Here is a 16,714-nt window from a genome sequence, read left to right as displayed (position 1 = left end):
TGAAAGGGGGCCACCACTCGACCGTGGTGTCACCGCCAGCGACACGCCACACGAACGTTTGACGTGCGGTTTCGCTCTGCACTCGCGCAAGTTTTGCCCGTAGTGGTCGCCGACGATCCGGGCCGTGCTCGGCGATCGTCAGCGCCGCGAGGGCAGGCAGCTTGAAGTTACTGAACGGTCAATAAAGAACGGGCCTGGAATTCCGAAGAATATTCAGCTATGACGCGTACTGGAAGACGGTAAAAGCACCTCTGAGTGGCCCCTCAAGACGACAGCTTCACACCATTCGGTGATTACTCACCGGTACGAAAGTGGGGTCGGCCCGTCGGCTGCCGCCCGCGACCGGTGATCAGTGCGGCCGCCGTCAAGGTCCGCGACGCCCGCCGGTTCGTCGGATCGCGTTTCATCAAGTTTTCATCATTCCTCCCTAGCGTGAGGTCGTCCGGTGAAAACAGTGATGGAGGGCGACGTGGAGCAATCATTCCCACCCGGAGGCGCGCAGTGGCCGCCGCCGCAGGGCTGGGTCCCGCAACCGGTACCGGGGCCGCCCGCCCGGAAACCCCGGTGGCTGCTGTTCGGCGGGATCGCCGGACTGGTGCTGGTGCTCCTCGCCGGTCTGACGACCTGGCTGCTGTGGCCGTCGAAGGGGGACCGCGGACCCTTCGAGCAGGCGCTCGCCGGGCTGTCCTCGGCGCCCGCCGTCCGGAACAGCACCTCCGCGGTCGGCGGGATGATCAAGACGGACGTCAAGACCACCGCCTCCGGAGAGGTGTCCGGCACGATGTCCTTCCAGGGCAAGAAGATGGAGATCCTGGTCGTCGGCGGCAAGGTCTATTTCAAGGCGCCCGACGGCATGCTGCCCGGGGCGCGAGGGGACTCGTCCGAGGCCGAGGACCTCAAGGACCGGTGGATCACCGGCGAGGAGGCGTTGTTCGGCCCGGCCCTGCAACAGTTCGAGTCCCCGGAGAAGCTCGCCGCCCGCCTGCGCGAGGCGCTGGAGCGGGCGGAGGAGATCCCCGGGGACCAGAACGAGACCGTCCGCGACGTTCCGGCGCTCAAGGCGAGCACGCCGGCGGGTGACCTGTACGTCTCGAAGGAGGCACCGCACCGCCTTCTCCGCTACTCCGTGAAGTTGCCCGGCGGGATACCGTCCATGCCCGGCGCGGAGTCACAGCCGCCGATGCCGTCCGGGGCCGGCCTCGGCGAGTCCGATGTGGACGCTTTGACGCCGGACGAGACCCTCGCCGTCTACGACGACCTGATGGCGAACACCAAGAAGCTGTCCGGCGCCGTGGACACCAGCGTGCGGTTCGACATGGACGGCGCGGCCACCGTCGAGTGCGGTGCCTCGGGCTGCACGGTGACCGCGAACGTGTCCAACTCCGCCTCGGCGAGCAGCGGCGGGAAGGTCACCGGCCAGGTCAACGCCACGATGACCGCGAACGTCACCATCGGCGGCCGCTCGGCAGGCACTTGCCGGAGCACGGCGACCTTGCCGCTCAACGGTTCGGCCTCGATCAGCTGCGTCAACGGCCAGGCGGGAAGTGTCTTCTCGTCCGTCGAAGCGGAGAAGAAGGCGGATGCGGAAGCGCAGTCGAGTGCTTCGGGCGGGGTCCCGGTCCAGTACCGCATCGAGAGCATCGCGTCGGTTTCCGTGCTGGCCGAAGCGATCGGGCAGGTCGAGATCACGCGTTTGGTCGGCGAACTGGCGGAGCGCCGGTCGAAGATCGGCGGCTGACCGGATAGAGAACAGCGCCGGGCGAACGGCTTCGATGCCGCGCGCCCGGCGCTTTCGCGTCCCGTTTGTTCGGGTCAGACAGTGTTCGATTCAGTCCGTGCCGGATTCGATCGCGGCGTGGTCGAGCAGTTCGTCCTCGCCCGAGGCCTTGCCGCGCGAGGCGATCGCCTGCGCGCCGCCCGCGTCCATGGCCCCGATCAGGCCGGTCGACGCGGCCTGCGCGGCGCCGATCAGCGTCGGGTGCCCGCCGCCGACCATGCCGAGCCCGGCGTACTGCTCGAGCTTGGCGCGCGAGTCGGCGATGTCGAGGTTCCGCATGGTGAGCTGGCCGATCCGGTCCACCGGGCCGAACGCCGAGTCCTCGGTGCGCTCCATGGACAGCTTGTCCGGGTGGTAGCTGAAGAACGGGCCGGTGGTGTCGAGGATCGAGTAGTCCTCGCCGCGCCGCAGCCGCAGGGTGACCTCGCCGGTGACGGCCGCGCCGACCCACCGCTGCAGCGATTCGCGCAGCATCATCGCCTGCGGGTCCAGCCAGCGGCCTTCGTACATGAGCCTGCCGAGACGACGGCCTTCGTTGTGGTAGCTGGCGAGGGTGTCCTCGTTGTGGATCGCGTTGACGAGCCGCTCGTACGCCGCGTGCAGCAGCGCCATGCCCGGCGCCTCGTAGATACCGCGGCTCTTGGCCTCGATGATCCGGTTCTCGATCTGGTCGGACATGCCGAGCCCGTGCCGCCCGCCGATGGCGTTGGCCTCCAGGACCAGGTCGACCGCGGTGGCGAACTCCTTGCCGTTGATCGTCACCGGCCGGCCCTGTTCGAAGCCGATCGTGACGTCCTCGGGCGCGATCTCGACCTCGGGGTCCCAGAACCGGACGCCCATGATCGGGTTCACGATCTCGATACCGGTGTCGAGGTGCTCCAGCGACTTGGCCTCGTGCGTCGCGCCCCAGATGTTCGCGTCGGTGGAGTAGGCCTTCTCGGTGCTGTCCCGGTACGGCAGGCCGTGTGCCTGCAGCCACTCGGACATCTCCTTGCGGCCGCCGAGTTCGCTGACGAACGCGGCGTCCAGCCACGGCTTGTAGATCCGCAGGGACGGGTTCGCGAGCAGCCCGTAACGGTAGAACCGCTCGATGTCGTTGCCCTTGAAGGTGGACCCGTCGCCCCAGATCTGGACGTCGTCCTCGAGCATCGCGCGCACCAGCAGCGTGCCGGTGACCGCGCGGCCGAGCGGGGTCGTGTTGAAGTAGGTGCGGCCGCCGTTGCGGATGTGGAAGGCGCCGCAGGCCAGCGCCGCGAGCCCTTCCTCGACCAGCGCGGCCTTGCAGTCGACGGCGCGCGCGATCTCGGCGCCGTAGGCCTTCGCCCGGCCGGGGACCGACGCGATGTCGGGCTCGTCGTACTGGCCGATGTCAGCGGTGTAGGTGCACGGCACCGCACCCTTCTCGCGCATCCACGCGACCGCTACCGAGGTGTCGAGGCCGCCGGAGAAGGCGATCCCGACGCGTTCGCCGACAGGCAGAGAGGTGAGTACCTTGGACATGATGGAAGTATATGCATAGGTGTGTATGACCATGCAAGCCGGGGTGAGGAGGGCAACTCGGGTGGGTGGCGGGGGCTGTGTCCTCTTTGTGACCAGTCCAGGCGGGGATCCGCCACGAATACCTGGCGAGTGCCCTGTGTGAAATCGGGATTTCCCTTGCGGCAAAAGGAAAACCAGTCCGCGAAGCCGGCCGCGCCGAATACCTGGCATGAAGACTTCGCGGGTCGACCGGGAACCACGCCTCCCTCTCTTCGGGGCGGCGCTGATCGGTGTCTTGGCCCTCGCCTCGGCACTGGCGGCCGGTCATCTCGTGGCCGGGTTCATCAGCGTCAACGCCTCGCCGTACCTCGCGGTCGGCAACGGGGCGATCGATCTGACGCCGGTGGAGCTGAAGGACTTCGCGGTCCGGACGTTCGGTGTCTACGACAAGCTCGTGCTGCTCGGCGGGATGGCCGTCGTGCTGGTGCTCGCCGCCGCGGCGGCGGGGATCGTCTCGCGCCGGTCACCCGTTCCGGGGGTCGTGCTGATCGCGGCCTTCGGTCTGCTGGGCGGGCTCGCCGTGTCGCAGCGTCCCGACCTCTCGACGGTCGCGCTGCTCGCGCCGCTGGCCAGCCTGCTCGCCGGGGTCGGCGTCTTCCTCTGGTTGCATCGCCTGGCTTCGGCCAGGTCGCGGGCCGAGGAAGAGACTTCCGGTGCCGCCCCCTCCCGCAGGTCGGTGCTGCTGGCCGGAGCCGGTGCCGTCGTCGCCGCGGGTGCGGCGGGCGCCGGAGGGCAGCTGCTCGCCGGTACTCGAGACGCGGAGTCTTCCCGGGTGGCCGTCGGACGGCTCGTTCCCGCCGAGCCGGCGCCGACGATCCCGGCCGACGCGGATTTCGCCAAGCTGGGCACGCCGACGTTCCTCACCTCGAATCGTGACTTCTACCGCGTCGACACCGCGCTGTCGGTGCCGCAGGTCCGCGCCGAGGACTGGAGCCTCCGGCTGCACGGCATGGTGCGCAACGAAAAACGGTTCAGCTACGACGACATCCGCAACCGGCCGCTGATCGAGCGCACCATCACCATGACCTGCGTGTCCAACGAGGTCGGCGGGACCTATGTGTCCACGGCGAACTTCATCGGCGTCGACCTCGGGGATCTGCTGCGGGAGGCCGAAGTCCTGCCCGGCGCGGAGCAGATCTTCTCCACCAGTGTCGACGGCTGGACGGCGGGCAGCCCGGTCGTGGCCGCGCTCGACCCGGGGCGGGGCGCGATGCTGGCGATCGGGATGAACGGCGAACCGCTCCCGGTCGAACACGGTTTTCCCGCCCGAATGGTCATCCCGGGTCTCTACGGCTATGTTTCGGCGACGAAATGGGTTCGAGACCTGGAGATCACGACCTGGAAAGCGCGTCGCGCGTACTGGCTCGACCGCGGCTGGGGCGAACAGGCCCCGATCAAAACGCAGTCCAGGATCGACAGTCCGAAAGGATTCGAAACGGTGCCCGCGGGCAAGGTCCGGATCTCGGGCGTGGCGTGGGCACAGCCCACCGGTGTCGAGCGGGTCGAAGTCCGGTTCGGCGCGAACGGGAGCTGGCAGCCCGCAACGCTTTCCCGTGAGGTGAGCGGCAACACCTGGCGGATGTGGTGGACCGAATTCGACGTCCCGGCCGGAAGTCATCAGGTCACCGTCCGGGCTGTCGACAAATCCGGCTACACCCAGACCGACGCCCGGGCGGGAACCGTTCCGGACGGTGCGACGGGCTGGCATGTCATCAGTTTCACCGCACGGTGATCGGTGTCACCCGAAAGAGTGGCAATCCGTTCTCGCAGCAGGTCCGAATACCCGGCAAGAGTCCGAAAACAAATGGAGTGATTTTTCGTGAGTAAGCTTCGTGTCGCAGGAATCGGTTTCACCGCGGTCGCCGCGCTGGCCCTGACCGCGTGCAGTGGTAGTGACAACGCCTCGTCCGGTAACACCAGCGCCCCGGCTCCGGCCCCTTCGTCGTCGATGTCGGCCCCGATGTCCAGCGCCGCCTCGGGTGACGGGGTCACCACCAACGCCGACGTGTTCGGCCCCGCGTGCTCGCAGTTGCCGCAGGGCAGCGAGCCGGGTTCGCTGGACTCGATGGGCCCGCAGCCGGTCGCCAGCGCGGCCTCGACCAACCCGCTGCTGACCAAGCTGGTCGCCGCGGTCAAGGCCACCAACCTGGTCGACACCCTCAACTCCCAGCAGGCCATCACCGTGTTCGCCCCGGCCGACCCGGCCTTCCAGGCTCTCGGTGACGCCAAGTTCACCGAGCTGGCAGGCAAGCCCGACCAGCTCGCCCCGATCCTGCAGTACCACGTCGTCGGCAAACGCTACGACGCCAAGGGCATCGAGTCCGCCAAGACCCTCGAAAGCCTCAACACCGCCGGCGGCCCGCTCAAGATCGAAGGATCGGGCGAGAACATGACCGTCAACGGCGCGAAGGTCCTGTGCGGCAATATCCCCACCAAGAACGCCACCGTCTTCGTCATCGACAAGGTGCTGACGCCGGGCACCAACAAGAACTAGGTCCTCACACCATGATCGCGGTGGCCACGCTTTCGGGCGTGGCCACCGCGATTTTCGTGTCAGGGAACGAGCGCGGCGGCGTCCACGTCGGTCACGACGATCCGCAGGCTCGCGTTCTCCCACGGGGTTCCGGTGAGCACCGCGCGCAGGGCGGCCCCGGCGGTCTCCGTGAGCGGGGGGATCGGCACCTTCAGTGCGACGACGCGGATCTCGACGACGTTTTCGGAGATGTCGACGGCCATCACGTCGAGGTCCCACGGCACCGCCGAGGCGGCGGCCGTGGTGGACGGGGTGGCCGCGCGCAGCCCCGGCACCTCGCGGAGCGTGCTCAGCAGCGACGCGGTCAGTTCGGCACGTGCGGTCACAACAGTCCTCCACGGATTTCGATGTCCAAAATGGACACCGAGACGGCCGACGGGGTGAGCCCGGTCGCCTCGGTGACCGCCTTGCCGACGGCACGCTGCACCGCCTGCGCTGTCGCCGCGGCCTGGTCCAGGCCGGACAGGGAGAGGTCGATCTCCACCCGGACGTCCGGCGGATCAGGCTCGACGAACGCGCGGACCCCTTCCGTCGACGCCGGTTCGAGGCCCTTGATGCGCTGCCGCGCGATCCGGGTCAGCGAACCTGCCAGCCCCCGCAACCCGGGTTCCAGGCGGACCACGCCGGGGACCCGGGCCGCGGCGTGCGCGGCGACGGCCGCGATCACCGGAGGAGAGATCACCGTCTCGACCAGTGGTCTGGCCGGGGCCTGCTCACGCGTCATAGATGTCCTCCACCACCAGATCGAGCCGGGCCAAGCGGAGACCCACTCTGGCTCCGGCCGCGGCTGTGACCCGCTCGCGGATCACGTCCAGCGAGTCACCGTCGAAATCATGCGCGATCGCCAGGCTCAACTCCACGTCCACGGCCAGCGCGTCGGGGTCTTCCCCCGACCGGTGGACCCGGCAACGCCGCGCGCGGACACCGTCCACGGAGTCCGCGGCGAACCGCAGCACCGCCGCGACCGCCTGATCGCTCACCTGCACTTCGCCCGGTTCCGGGCTCGACAGCGGCAGCAGGTCGCGGCGCCGCACCTCGGCGCGGATCGCGGACATGATCCGGCTGGTGAGATCCGGCGACGGCTCGACGTCGTCTTCGGCCAGTTCCCTGGTCAGCCCGCGCAGCACCCGGAGGCTTTCGCGGGTCGCCCGGCAGTGCGGGCAGTCGAGTTCGTGCGTGTCCGCCCGGCCGGCGTCGACCTCGTCGAGCCGGTCCCAGATCTGTTCCACATCACGGCCGCACGGCAGCAGGTAGTCCTGGGTCGCGTGGTTCATCGCCATGGCGCCATCACCTCCGCCAACTGTGCTCGTGCTCGCGCGATGCGTCCGCGCACCGCGGTGGTGGTCGCCCCGATCGCCTTCGCGATCTCCTCGTAGGAGCGCCCGTGGACCTCGCGCAACAGCCAGCAGGCCCGTTGCTCGGCGGTCAGCTGGTCCAACGCCCCGGTCAGCGCCGTCATCTGCGCGCTCGTCTCCGCCGCGCGATCCGGCCGCCCCACCGAACCCGCGGCCTCCCGCTGGTCCAGCTCGACGTCGGCCACCGGTTTCCTGGCGCGGATCACGTTGAGGCACCGGTTGGTCGTCATCCGGTAGAGCCAGCCGACGAACGCCGCGTCCTCCTGCAACTGGTCGAGCCGTCGCCAGGAGACAAGGAACACCTCCTGGACGACGTCCTCGGCGTCCCCTTTGTTCCCGAGCATCCGCAGCGCCAGCCGGTACATCGGACCCTGGAACCGCAGGACGAGCTGCTCGTACGCGCGGATCTCGCCGTCGCGGGCGCGTGCCACCAGCGTCGCGTCGTCCAGCACCGTTTCGCCGGGCGCGAGCGGTTCGGTTCTCGCCGAAGCCGTCATCGAGCGCACCTGTGCAGCGCTGTCATGCCGAAGCTCCCTTCACGTCACCAAGTAAGACACGGCTTCCCCGGAAACGTCACGCGGGAAACTTCGTCCAGCCGACCACGGCACCGAGGGCCGCGCACGCCGAAGCCGCGTGGTCAGCCCAGCCGGGCGAGCGCGGGGTAGTCGTCGAGGGTGAGGTCGGTCGCGAACCGGTCGGTCATCCACAGCATCCAGCGCAGGATCGACGTCCGCCGGAACATCTGGTTGCGCAGCTTGATCCGCAGCTTCGTCGGCGGCGCGAGGTACGGGCCGGCGTTGGCGCTGCGGGTCACCTTGGCGTACTCGCGGAGCTTCTCGTCGTACCGGCGGAAGGCCCGTTCGTGGTCGCCGTTCGCCGCGGCGAGTTCGCCCGCGATGACATACGCGGCCACGACGGCGAGCCCGGTGCCGAAGCCGGCCAGGGTGTTGCCGTACGCCGCGTCGCCGAGGAGCGCGACGCGGCCGGTGGAGTAGCCGTCCATCGTGACCCGGCTGATCGAGTCCAGGTAGACGTCGTCCGAACGGCGCACGGCCTCCATCAGCTCGGGCAGCCGCCAGCCACCGTCGGCGAACGCGGCGGTCAGGATCTCCTTCTGCCGCGCGGTGTCGTACCGGTCGTAGCTGATCTCGGGAGAGGCGAACACGAAGAACGCGGCCGCCTTGGGCCCGCCGGTGGCGGCGAGGCGACCGGGCTCGTTGTACATGACCGAGGTGCCGCCGGCGCCACGGAAGTCGTCGGCCTCTCCGGTCTCGACCAGGGCGTAGTAGTGGCCGAGGTGTTTCACGTAGTCGGCTTCCGGGCCGAACGCCAGCCGTCGCACGGTGGAGTGGATCCCGTCCGCGCCGAAGACGAGGTCGAATCGCCTCGGCGCACCGCGCTCGAAGGTGACGTCGACGCCGTCGGCCGTTTGGGTCAGCGAAGCGATGGAATCGCCGAACACGTACTCGCAGTCCCGCTCGGTCCGCTCGTAGAGGATCCGGGCCAGATCACCGCGCCGGATCTCGACATCGCCGCCGGTGAACTCGCCGGGCATGACGGCCAGCGGCCGCTCCGTGGCGTCGATGATGGTCTGGTCGTGCCCGCCGGTCTGGTGCCGGTGGACCTCGTCGAGGATGCCCATCCGCTCCAGCACGGTGCGGTGGGTGGCGCCCTTGAAGTCGACCGCCTGGCCGCCGGTGCGAAGATCCGGCGACCGTTCGACGACGGTGACCGCGTAACCCTGGCGGGAGAGCCAGAAGGCGAGGGCGGGCCCGGCGATGCTCGCGCCGGAGATGAGGGCTGTCCTGTTCGTCATGGCCGGAGCTTCGCGGCCGGTGTTGACGAAGCGCTGACAGTCCGCTGACGGCTTTCCGTCAGCTCCAGCCGGGCAAGGGAAGGGTGAGCTGCCCGGGGTCATCCGGAGGCGCGGTCTCGTAGCGCGCAGGTGTCGCCGACAACCCGATCGGGTTGCGGGTCAGCCGCACCGAGGTGCCGTCGGGCCGCGGGAGATCCACCGTCGGGCTCAGGCCGAGCCGTTCGGCCAGCGCGAACGCGCCCGCGACGTCGTTGACCTCCCCGGCGGGAACTCCGGCCGCGCTCAGTTCCGCCGCCCACTCGGCCGCCGGACGCCTGCCGAGGTGCTCTTCGAGCAGCGCGCGGAGTTCGGCCCGATGCTCGACCCGCGCCGGATTGGTCGCGAACCGCGTGTCGCCCGGCAGCCCGATGACCTCGCACAACGCCGCGAACTGCCGGTCGTTGCCGACGGCGAGCGCGAGTTCGTGATCGGCGCAGGGGACGAGTTCGTAGGGCGCGATGCTGGGATGCCGGTTGCCCATCCGCGCCGGGACCGTCCCGCCGGAGGTGTAGGCGCTGCCCTGGTTGACCAACGCCGCGAGCAGGCTGGACAGGAGGTCGATCTCGACCCGCTGCCCCTGCCCGGTCCGGTCGCGATGGCGCAGCGCGGCGAGGATGCCGACACTCGCGAACAGCCCCGCCAGGACGTCGACGAGCGCGACGCCGACCTTCTGCGGCTCGCCCGCGGGGTCGCCGGTGATGCTCATCAACCCGCCGACGGCCTGGATGAGCAGGTCGTAACCGGGCAGCGCGGCGCCGCCGCCGGAGCCGAAACCCGTGACAGAGCAAAGGACGAGGCCGGGATTCGCCGCCAGCAGGACCTCCGGGCCAAGCCCGAGCCGCTCCATCACGCCTGGCCGGAAGTTCTCGACCACGACGTCGGCCTCCAGCGCGAGCGCGCGGGCCTTGGCGAGGTCGTCCGGATCGCCGAGGTCCAGTGCCACGCTCGTCTTGTTCCGGTTCACCGACTGGAAGTACGTCGCCTGACCAGTGGCGTCGTAGGGCGGTCCCCAGCTGCGGGTGTCGTCGCCGGTGCCCGGCCGCTCGACCTTGATCACCGTCGCGCCGAGATCGGCCAGCAGCATGGTGGCGAACGGGCCGGCGAGCACCCGCGAAAAGTCGAGGACGCGCAGCGGGCCGAGTGCGGTTTCGGGCATGTGCCCGACCCTAAGCGGCCGTTCGTGTCTTCGAAGTTGTGATCGCGCTCACGAAAGGGCCGGTTCCCCATTACTTTCCTCTAGGTACCTACTATCACCAGGAAGGTAGCTTCGGCCGCGTCAACGAAACGCGAACCGAGGAGTGACCATGATCGTGGTGACCGGAGCGACCGGGAACGTAGGACGGCTGCTGGTGGAAAACCTTGTCGCCGCGGGAGAAGAAGTGACGGCGGTGGCGCGCCGGATCTCGCTGTCGGACGTGCCGGAGGTTGTGCGGACCGTGCGTGCCGATCTCGCCCGTACCGAAGGGCTGAAGGAGGTCTTCGCCGGAGCCGACCGGGTTTTCCTTCTCACGTCAGGGGAATTCCTGGCGGCGGGCGGAGACGTCGCGGAGGTCGTCGCGGCGGCCGGTGAAGCCGAGATCGTGCTCCTGTCCTCCCAGGGGGTCGCGACCGGACGGCACGCGCCCGCGTTCGAGGAGGCGCTCAAGGCGACGAGTCCGAAGTGGACGGTGCTGCAGCCGGGAGGCTTCGCGTCGAACGCTTTCCAGTGGGCACCGGCGATCCGGGCCGATCGGGTCGTCGCCGCGCCGTTCGGCGACGTCGCGTTGCCCGTCATCGACCCGGCGGACATCGCCGACGTCGCGGCGGCCGTGCTGGCCGAACCCGGCCACCACGGCCGGACCTACGTGCTCACCGGACCCGAGCCGATCTCGCCCCGGCGGCAGGCGGCGGATCTCGGCGACGCGCTCGGCGAACCGCTGCGGTTCGCCGAACTGAGCGAAGACGAGGCCCGTGCCGCGATGTCGGAGTTCATGCCGCCGGTGGTCGTGGAGGCCACGCTCGCGATCCTCGGCAGGCCGACGGCGGAAGAGCAGCGGGTGAGCCCCGACGTCGAGAAGGTGCTCGGACGACCGGGGCGCACCTTCGCCGAATGGGCGGCACGGAACGCGGTGGCGTTCAAATGACGCTCGCCGTCATTTGCCGGTGAGCAGCGTCTCGATGTCGTCGACACTGTCCCGGTGCGCCGCGGTCATCAGCAGGCGGTGCGCGAGGTCCGGTTCGGTCTCCGGGGGGACGACCAGCAAGGTCAGCCGCCGCCTGCCCGCGGTGCCGATCACCGTCACGGTGTCGGGGTGTTGCGAGCGGAACCCTTCGAGCCGGACCTTCCCGCACTCGACGACGAGCAGCCGGGGAGCGGACGGCCAGGTCGTGAGGTGGTAGGTCACCCGCTCGACGCGCTCCAGTTGGACGGCCAGTACCACCAGCAGGAAAGGCAGTTCGGCGGCGAGGTCACGGGAGGCGGGCCACCAGGCGCCGTCGACCTGACCGGTCGCGTGCGCCTTGGGCTTCAGGCGCAGGCGGGCGACGTGTTTCGGGTGGTCGAGGGTGTTCCTGTGTGAGACCGTCGTCATGGCGGTGCTCCGTCCCGGGCCGAGTGGCCGGATGGGGGCCGAGGACGACGCGGGCTCGAACGCCTGCGCACGAGATGCTCTCGGACACCTTGCGTCTACGCCTGGCCCCTGCGTTTAGACTGAAGGTCTATTTAAGGGGCCCAAGTGGACCAACTCACTCTCGGCGTGATTTGTCACTCGCGAAAAGAAAACGAGTGGCGGCTTCCGATCCACCCGCGCCATCTCGAGCGGATCGACCCCGGTATCCGTGAACGGATCTTTCTCGAAAACGGCTACGGCGAACGCTTCGGCATCCCGGACGAAGAACTCGCGCCCCTGGTCGGGGGCCTGTGTTCCCGGGAACAACTGATCGCGGACCGCGATGTCATCCTCTTGGCCAAACCGCTCGCCGGCGACCTGGCCGATTTACGGCCGGGGCAGATCCTGTGGGGCTGGCCGCACTGCGTCCAGGACGACAAGCTCACCCAGCTGGCCATTGACCGCAAGCTGACCCTCATCGCCTTCGAAGCGATGAACCATTGGCGCGGCGACGGTTCTTTCGGCCTGCACGTCTTCCACAAGAACAACGAATTGGCCGGCTATTGCTCGGTGCTGCACGCGCTCCAGCTGATCGGCTCGACGGGCGACTACGGCCGTCGTCTCCGCGCGGTCGTGATCGGCTTCGGTGCCACAGCGCGTGGTTCGGTGACGGCGTTGAACGCGCACGGGATCCACGACGTGCACGTCCTCACCCATCGCGGCGTCACCGCGGTCGGTTCGCCGATCCACTCGGCGAACATCGTGCATCTCGACCACGACCTTGGAGCAGGTGCTGGCGGGGCGCTCCGCGTGGGCCGCCGACCCGACCCTCGACCGGGCGATCGAGATCAGCGAAGGCACGATCCGGAATCCCGACATCCTGGCCTTCCAGCACCGCTCGCCGGAGTATCCGCACGCGCACCGGTGAGCCCGCGGATGAGAAAGTTCTCATCGAGCCCTCATCGGTGACTCACCCGCGCCGGGCAGCCTGGGTGGTATGCGAGTCCGAATGATCGTCCTGGCCGGGGTCGCCGCCGTCGTGGTGGCGGCCACCGGAACGTTCGCCGTCATCGCGGCCACCGCCGCCTCGCCGCCCGACCTCGGCCCAGCGGTCGTCGCCCCGGCGGGGCAGGCCGTCACCGGGCCGGGTGAAGCGGGCGCCCCGCCCGCCGTCGTCCCGCCCCGGCTGGCCGGACACGACGACGACCTCGATGATGACCCTGATGACGCCGATGACCACTTCGACCTCGACGACTGAGCCGGGCCGATGAGCGCCCGCGCCCGGATCCTCGCGTGGGTCCTGCTGGTCGTGCTGCTCGCGCTCGCCGGATCGCTGCTGGCCACCCGCACCGTCCTGCACAACCAGCTCGACCAGCGCCTCGACAACGAGATCGCGCACGAGACCGGCAAGCTCAGGGCCTTCCTGGCCTCGCCCGACGCCCGGCCGGCCGGCCGGCCCACCACCGTCGAGGCGGTCCTCGGCCGTCACCTGGAACGGAACCTGCCCGAGAAGTACGAGACGTTCTTCTCGATCAGCGACGGCGTCGCGTCGAGACGGAGCGCGATCGAGCCGCCGGTCCGGCTCGACACCGACCCGAAGTTCGTCGCGGAACTGTCCCGGGCGACGAGCCCGGCGTACGGCACGGTCACCACCGCGGTCGGCTCCGCGCGGTACGGCGTCGTCCCGGTGACCACCGAAGGTTCACCGGGCCGCGGTGCGCTGGTGATCGTCGAGTTCGTCGACCACGCCGCCGGCGAGATCAACGACGTCGTCGGCGTGATGGCCGCGATGTCCGGGGCCGCGCTCGTGCTGGCCGGGCTGATCGGCTGGCTGGTCGCCGGCCGCATCCTCGCCCCGGTGCGGGAGGTCCGGCTGGCCGCCGAGCAGATCGGCGAGACCGATCTTTCGCGCCGGATCGAGGTCCGCGGCTCGGACGACGTCGCCGCGCTCGGGCGCACCTTCAACACGATGCTGGACCGGCTCGAAAGCGCCTTCGCCGGGCAGCGCGAGTTCATCGACGACGCCGGGCACGAACTGCGCACGCCGATCACCATCGTCCGCGGCCATATCGAGCTGATGGGTGAAGATCCCGACGAGAACGCCGCCACACGGCATCTGGTCCTCGACGAACTCGGGCGTATGCAACGGATCGTGGACGACCTGCTGATCCTCGCGAAGTCCGGCAATCCCGATTTCCTCACCCCCGGTGAGACCGACCTCGCCGACCTCACCGTCGAGACGCTCGCCAAATCCCGCCCGCTGGCCGACCGCGTCTGGCGGCTCGACGCGGTCGCCGAGGTGAAGGTCCGCGCGGACGGCCAGCGGCTCGCGCAGGCGTTGCTGCAACTGGTCTCCAACGCCGTCCGGCACACCTCGCCCGGCCAGGAGATCGCCCTCGGCTCCGAGGTGACCGCGACGACGGCGCGGCTCTGGGTCCGCGACACCGGCGAGGGGGTCCCGCCGGATTCGAGAAGCCGGATCTTCGAACGGTTCAAACGCGGCAGCAACTCGAACGGCGACGACGGCGCCGGCCTGGGCCTGGCGATCGTCGCCGCGATCGCCGAGGCGCACGGAGGCCGGGTCCTGCTCGACACCGTGCCCGGCGAAGGCGCGCGGTTCACCATGGAGATCCCCGTCGCGGAAGGTGCGGACCGGTGACCAGTGTGCTGGTGGTGGAGGATTCCGCCCGGATCGGCGCGTTCGTGGAGAAGGGTTTGCGGGCGCAGGGTTTCGCGACCCGGTGGGTCAAGACCGGCTCCGAAGGGCTGACCGAGGCGCTGACCGGCGCGCACGACCTGGTCGTCCTCGACCTCGGTCTCCCGGACCTCGACGGCTCGGATCTGCTGCGCGCCCTGCGGGCGGCGGGCCGGACGGTGCCGGTGATCATCCTGACCGCGCGGGACAGCGTCGTCGACCGCGTCGCCGGGTTGTCCGGTGGCGCCGACGATTATCTGGCCAAACCGTTCGCCTTCGAAGAACTTCTGGCCCGGATCCGCTTGCGGCTACGGGGAAACCCCGAAGCCGAACCGGCGGTGCTGCGCGCCGGGGAGTTGTCGCTCGACCTGCGCACGCGGAAGGTTTCGGTGGCGGGGGAGGAGAAGGACCTCACCGCCCGCGAGTTCGCGCTGCTGGAGACGTTGCTGCGGAATCGTGGCCAGGTGCTGTCGCGTGAGCAGTTGCTCGGCGGGGTCTGGGGTTTCGACTTCGACCCCGGATCGAATGTGGTGGACGTCTACATCCGTTACCTGCGCGGGAAGATCGGCGCCGAGCGGATCGAAACCGTGCGGGGTATGGGCTATCGGCTCGGTGAGTCCGGATGAGACGGTTCTCATCCGGCTCTCACGGCGGTCTCTTCTTCTTCCGCCACAGTGGTTTTCATGACCACGACACTGCTTCATCTCGCCGTCGACCTCGTCGCCGCCGTCATCCTCGCGTACGGCATCTACGCCCGCCGTCACCATCGTGGTGACCTCGCCTGCGCCTATCTCGCGCTGAACGTCGGCGTCTGCGTTTCGGTCGCCGTGCTGCTTTCCGTGTCGACCGCGAGCGCGCTCGGGCTCGGCCTGTTCGGTGTACTGTCGATCATCCGGCTGCGGTCCGATTCGATCAGCCAGCAGGAGGTCGCGTATTACTTCGTCGCGCTGGTGCTGGGGCTGGTGAACGGGCTGCCGTCCGCGGACTGGCGGATCGTCGCGGTCTTCAACGTCCTGCTGCTCGTCGTCATGTACATCGCGGACCACCCGTCGCGCACGCGCGGCCCGCAGCGGCGCACGGTCGTGCTCGACACCGTGTATCCCGACGAGCAGACGATGCTGATGGAACTGCGGACGCGGCTCGGCGGAACGGTCGTGCGGCACAGTGTGTCCGAAGTGGACTATGTCCGCGAGGTGACCGTCGTCGACGTCCGATTCCGTCCGGACGCCGCCGCCGTCGTCCACGGCGCCCCGGCGGGGCACCGGTGAGCGGGCGCGGAACGGCCACCGTCGCGGCGGTGGCGAAAGGGCTTCCCTCGCTGTCGCTGGCCGAAGTCGTCGCCACGAGCGGGCTGATGAGCCGGACGGACCGCAAGTACGTCCTGCCGCTCAACGACTTCCTGGCCGTCGCCGAGGTTCTTTCGCTGCGCTGCCTGGAAATCGACGGGCAACGCGTGTTTGGCTACTCGTCGACGTACTTCGACACCCCGGATCTCACGATCTACCGGGCGCACCGGCAGGATCGGCGGCGCCGGTTCAAGATCCGCACCCGGACCTACACCGACTCGGCCGACACCTACTGCGAGCTCAAGGTCAGTGGGCGGCGCGACGAGACGGTCAAGGTCCGCCGTCCGCACCCGGCCGAGGCGGCGCACGGCCTGACCGCGCCCGCGCTGATGTTCCTCGACGACGCCCTCACCGCCGCTTACGGCCGCCCGGCACCTCGGCCGCTGACTCCCGCGCTGGTCACCGACTACCGGCGGACCACCTTCGTCGCCGCCGACGCGCGGATCACCTGCGACACCTCGCTGGTCTGGCGTTCGGGTTCGCGGAACCTCGCCGCCGGGGGCGATCTGGTGCTGTTGGAGGTGAAGTCGGCGTCCGAGCGCAACAGCGTCACCGAAGCGCTGGCGAAACTGCGGATCCGGGAGCAGTCGGTGAGCAAATACTGTGCCGGATTGGTGGCGCTGGGGCTGGCCACCGGTGGGAACCGGTGGCGACCGGCGCTGCGGCGGCTCGGCGTGGCGTAACGATCGCGGCACGGCCGATTTTCGGCCAGGCCACGCCGAGGGTCGGTGGGGGGCATCTGGCTCAGCTTCGCGGCCTATGGCGAACCGACCACGTCGAGGTTGTTTCCGCCGGGCGCCTGATCGTCCAAAAAGGACCGACCTACCGCGGCGGCGGCCGGTCGTCCAGTTCGTCGGCGAGGATCGCGTCGACACGGAGACCGGCTCGCCGCAGTGCCCGGATGCTCGCCCTCAGTAACACCACGGCGCCGAGGACGGCCACCACACCGAGCCCGATGGCGACCGGATTCGCCACGAGCGCCTCCCTGCCCGATGGGGCCCGGGCGGCGTGCCGCCCGGCGCTGGT

At 69.4% G+C, this 16,714-nt stretch carries 19 protein-coding genes; 10 read left to right on the top strand and 9 right to left on the bottom strand.

Annotation, left to right across the window (positions count from 1 at the left end; all coding sequences use genetic code 11):
• Positions 1–469: 469 nt before the first annotated feature.
• On the top strand, positions 470–1,738 hold the full coding sequence (locus tag ACLJQ7_RS15405; RefSeq protein ID WP_410648884.1) for an SON protein: 1,269 nt from the start codon (positions 470–472) through the stop codon (positions 1,736–1,738).
• A gap of 90 nt (positions 1,739–1,828) precedes the next feature.
• On the opposite strand, the gene argG is transcribed toward ACLJQ7_RS15405, so the two are convergent.
• A complete protein-coding gene (gene argG, locus ACLJQ7_RS15400; protein WP_034321733.1) occupies positions 1,829–3,277 on the bottom strand; it encodes an argininosuccinate synthase in 1,449 nt (482 codons plus the stop codon).
• Between the two features lie 208 nt (positions 3,278–3,485).
• Here argG and ACLJQ7_RS15395 point away from each other — a divergent pair, with 208 nt between their 5' ends.
• Positions 3,486–5,048, top strand: a complete 1,563-nt coding sequence (locus tag ACLJQ7_RS15395; RefSeq protein ID WP_410648883.1) for a molybdopterin-dependent oxidoreductase — start codon at positions 3,486–3,488, stop codon at positions 5,046–5,048.
• A gap of 87 nt (positions 5,049–5,135) precedes the next feature.
• Positions 5,136–5,810: a fasciclin domain-containing protein gene (locus ACLJQ7_RS15390; protein WP_410648882.1), complete on the top strand. Its 675-nt coding sequence runs from the start codon at positions 5,136–5,138 to the stop codon at positions 5,808–5,810.
• A 59-nt stretch (positions 5,811–5,869) separates the two neighbouring features.
• On the opposite strand, the gene ACLJQ7_RS15385 is transcribed toward ACLJQ7_RS15390, so the two are convergent.
• The 6 genes from ACLJQ7_RS15385 to ACLJQ7_RS15360 form a co-directional block, all read right to left on the bottom strand.
• Positions 5,870–6,175, bottom strand: a complete 306-nt coding sequence (locus tag ACLJQ7_RS15385; protein WP_410648881.1) for a hypothetical protein — start codon at positions 6,173–6,175, stop codon at positions 5,870–5,872.
• Entirely contained in the window at positions 6,172–6,573 is a 402-nt protein-coding gene (locus tag ACLJQ7_RS15380) for an Asp23/Gls24 family envelope stress response protein (RefSeq protein ID WP_410648880.1), read from the bottom strand. Before ACLJQ7_RS15380 ends, ACLJQ7_RS15385 begins: the two co-directional genes overlap by 4 nt.
• Complete coding sequence (locus tag ACLJQ7_RS15375; protein ID WP_410648879.1) at positions 6,563–7,129, bottom strand: Asp23/Gls24 family envelope stress response protein; 567 nt, start codon at positions 7,127–7,129, stop codon at positions 6,563–6,565. The genes ACLJQ7_RS15380 and ACLJQ7_RS15375 overlap by 11 nt, the downstream gene beginning before the upstream one ends.
• Positions 7,120–7,701: an RNA polymerase sigma factor gene (locus tag ACLJQ7_RS15370; RefSeq protein ID WP_410648878.1), complete on the bottom strand. Its 582-nt coding sequence runs from the start codon at positions 7,699–7,701 to the stop codon at positions 7,120–7,122. The genes ACLJQ7_RS15375 and ACLJQ7_RS15370 overlap by 10 nt, the downstream gene beginning before the upstream one ends.
• 140 nt (positions 7,702–7,841) lie before the next feature.
• A complete protein-coding gene (locus ACLJQ7_RS15365) occupies positions 7,842–9,020 on the bottom strand; it encodes an FAD-dependent monooxygenase (protein ID WP_410648877.1) in 1,179 nt (392 codons plus the stop codon).
• A gap of 58 nt (positions 9,021–9,078) precedes the next feature.
• Positions 9,079–10,215, bottom strand: a complete 1,137-nt coding sequence (locus ACLJQ7_RS15360; protein ID WP_410648876.1) for a CaiB/BaiF CoA transferase family protein — start codon at positions 10,213–10,215, stop codon at positions 9,079–9,081.
• A 148-nt stretch (positions 10,216–10,363) separates the two neighbouring features.
• On the opposite strand from ACLJQ7_RS15360, the gene ACLJQ7_RS15355 reads away from it, so the two are divergent.
• Entirely contained in the window at positions 10,364–11,182 is an 819-nt protein-coding gene (locus ACLJQ7_RS15355; protein ID WP_410648875.1) for an NAD(P)H-binding protein, read from the top strand.
• A 9-nt stretch (positions 11,183–11,191) separates the two neighbouring features.
• Here the strand turns inward: ACLJQ7_RS15355 and ACLJQ7_RS15350 are convergent, their stop codons facing one another.
• A complete protein-coding gene (locus ACLJQ7_RS15350; RefSeq protein ID WP_410648874.1) occupies positions 11,192–11,629 on the bottom strand; it encodes a DUF5994 family protein in 438 nt (145 codons plus the stop codon).
• A 144-nt stretch (positions 11,630–11,773) separates the two neighbouring features.
• Between ACLJQ7_RS15350 and ACLJQ7_RS15345 the strand changes: the two genes are divergently transcribed.
• The 6 genes from ACLJQ7_RS15345 to ACLJQ7_RS15320 are packed head-to-tail and all read left to right on the top strand — an operon-like array spanning position 11,774 to position 16,371.
• Positions 11,774–12,616 carry a hypothetical protein gene (locus tag ACLJQ7_RS15345; protein ID WP_410648873.1) on the top strand — a complete coding sequence of 281 codons (843 nt, stop codon included), beginning with the start codon at positions 11,774–11,776 and terminating at the stop codon, positions 12,614–12,616.
• A 28-nt stretch (positions 12,617–12,644) separates the two neighbouring features.
• A complete protein-coding gene (locus tag ACLJQ7_RS15340; RefSeq protein ID WP_410648872.1) occupies positions 12,645–12,905 on the top strand; it encodes a hypothetical protein in 261 nt (86 codons plus the stop codon).
• 9 nt (positions 12,906–12,914) lie between these two features.
• Positions 12,915–14,306, top strand: a complete 1,392-nt coding sequence (locus tag ACLJQ7_RS15335) for a sensor histidine kinase (RefSeq protein ID WP_410648871.1) — start codon at positions 12,915–12,917, stop codon at positions 14,304–14,306.
• Positions 14,303–14,968 carry a response regulator transcription factor gene (locus ACLJQ7_RS15330; RefSeq protein ID WP_126729373.1) on the top strand — a complete coding sequence of 222 codons (666 nt, stop codon included), beginning with the start codon at positions 14,303–14,305 and terminating at the stop codon, positions 14,966–14,968. The genes ACLJQ7_RS15335 and ACLJQ7_RS15330 overlap by 4 nt, the downstream gene beginning before the upstream one ends.
• Positions 14,969–15,025: 57 nt before the next feature.
• Positions 15,026–15,610 (top strand): DUF4956 domain-containing protein, encoded by a 585-nt coding sequence (locus tag ACLJQ7_RS15325; protein WP_410648870.1) that lies wholly within the window; start codon positions 15,026–15,028, stop codon positions 15,608–15,610.
• Complete coding sequence (locus ACLJQ7_RS15320; RefSeq protein ID WP_410648869.1) at positions 15,607–16,371, top strand: polyphosphate polymerase domain-containing protein; 765 nt, start codon at positions 15,607–15,609, stop codon at positions 16,369–16,371. Before ACLJQ7_RS15325 ends, ACLJQ7_RS15320 begins: the two co-directional genes overlap by 4 nt.
• 139 nt (positions 16,372–16,510) lie before the next feature.
• Here the strand turns inward: ACLJQ7_RS15320 and ACLJQ7_RS15315 are convergent, their stop codons facing one another.
• On the bottom strand, positions 16,511–16,663 hold the full coding sequence (locus ACLJQ7_RS15315; RefSeq protein ID WP_410648868.1) for a hypothetical protein: 153 nt from the start codon (positions 16,661–16,663) through the stop codon (positions 16,511–16,513).
• Positions 16,664–16,714 lie beyond the last annotated feature (51 nt).

The sequence above is a fragment of the Amycolatopsis sp. cmx-4-54 genome (assembly GCF_046548895.1).
Classification (GTDB): domain Bacteria; phylum Actinomycetota; class Actinomycetes; order Mycobacteriales; family Pseudonocardiaceae; genus Amycolatopsis.
Note: the sequence above shows the minus strand (reverse complement) of the source record. Positions and strands in the feature narration are given on the sequence as shown.

Coding starts and splice junctions, on each gene's coding strand:
- argG (WP_034321733.1), bottom strand. CDS start 3,277: ATGTCCAAGGTACTCACCTCTCTGCCTGTCGGCGAACGCGTCGGGATC.
- ACLJQ7_RS15395 (WP_410648883.1), top strand. CDS start 3,486: ATGAAGACTTCGCGGGTCGACCGGGAACCACGCCTCCCTCTCTTCGGG.
- ACLJQ7_RS15380 (WP_410648880.1), bottom strand. CDS start 6,573: ATGACGCGTGAGCAGGCCCCGGCCAGACCACTGGTCGAGACGGTGATC.
- ACLJQ7_RS15375 (WP_410648879.1), bottom strand. CDS start 7,129: ATGGCGATGAACCACGCGACCCAGGACTACCTGCTGCCGTGCGGCCGT.
- ACLJQ7_RS15370 (WP_410648878.1), bottom strand. CDS start 7,701: ATGACGGCTTCGGCGAGAACCGAACCGCTCGCGCCCGGCGAAACGGTG.
- ACLJQ7_RS15365 (WP_410648877.1), bottom strand. CDS start 9,020: ATGACGAACAGGACAGCCCTCATCTCCGGCGCGAGCATCGCCGGGCCC.
- ACLJQ7_RS15360 (WP_410648876.1), bottom strand. CDS start 10,215: ATGCCCGAAACCGCACTCGGCCCGCTGCGCGTCCTCGACTTTTCGCGG.
- ACLJQ7_RS15355 (WP_410648875.1), top strand. CDS start 10,364: ATGATCGTGGTGACCGGAGCGACCGGGAACGTAGGACGGCTGCTGGTG.
- ACLJQ7_RS15350 (WP_410648874.1), bottom strand. CDS start 11,629: ATGACGACGGTCTCACACAGGAACACCCTCGACCACCCGAAACACGTC.
- ACLJQ7_RS15340 (WP_410648872.1), top strand. CDS start 12,645: ATGCGAGTCCGAATGATCGTCCTGGCCGGGGTCGCCGCCGTCGTGGTG.
- ACLJQ7_RS15335 (WP_410648871.1), top strand. CDS start 12,915: ATGAGCGCCCGCGCCCGGATCCTCGCGTGGGTCCTGCTGGTCGTGCTG.
- ACLJQ7_RS15325 (WP_410648870.1), top strand. CDS start 15,026: ATGACCACGACACTGCTTCATCTCGCCGTCGACCTCGTCGCCGCCGTC.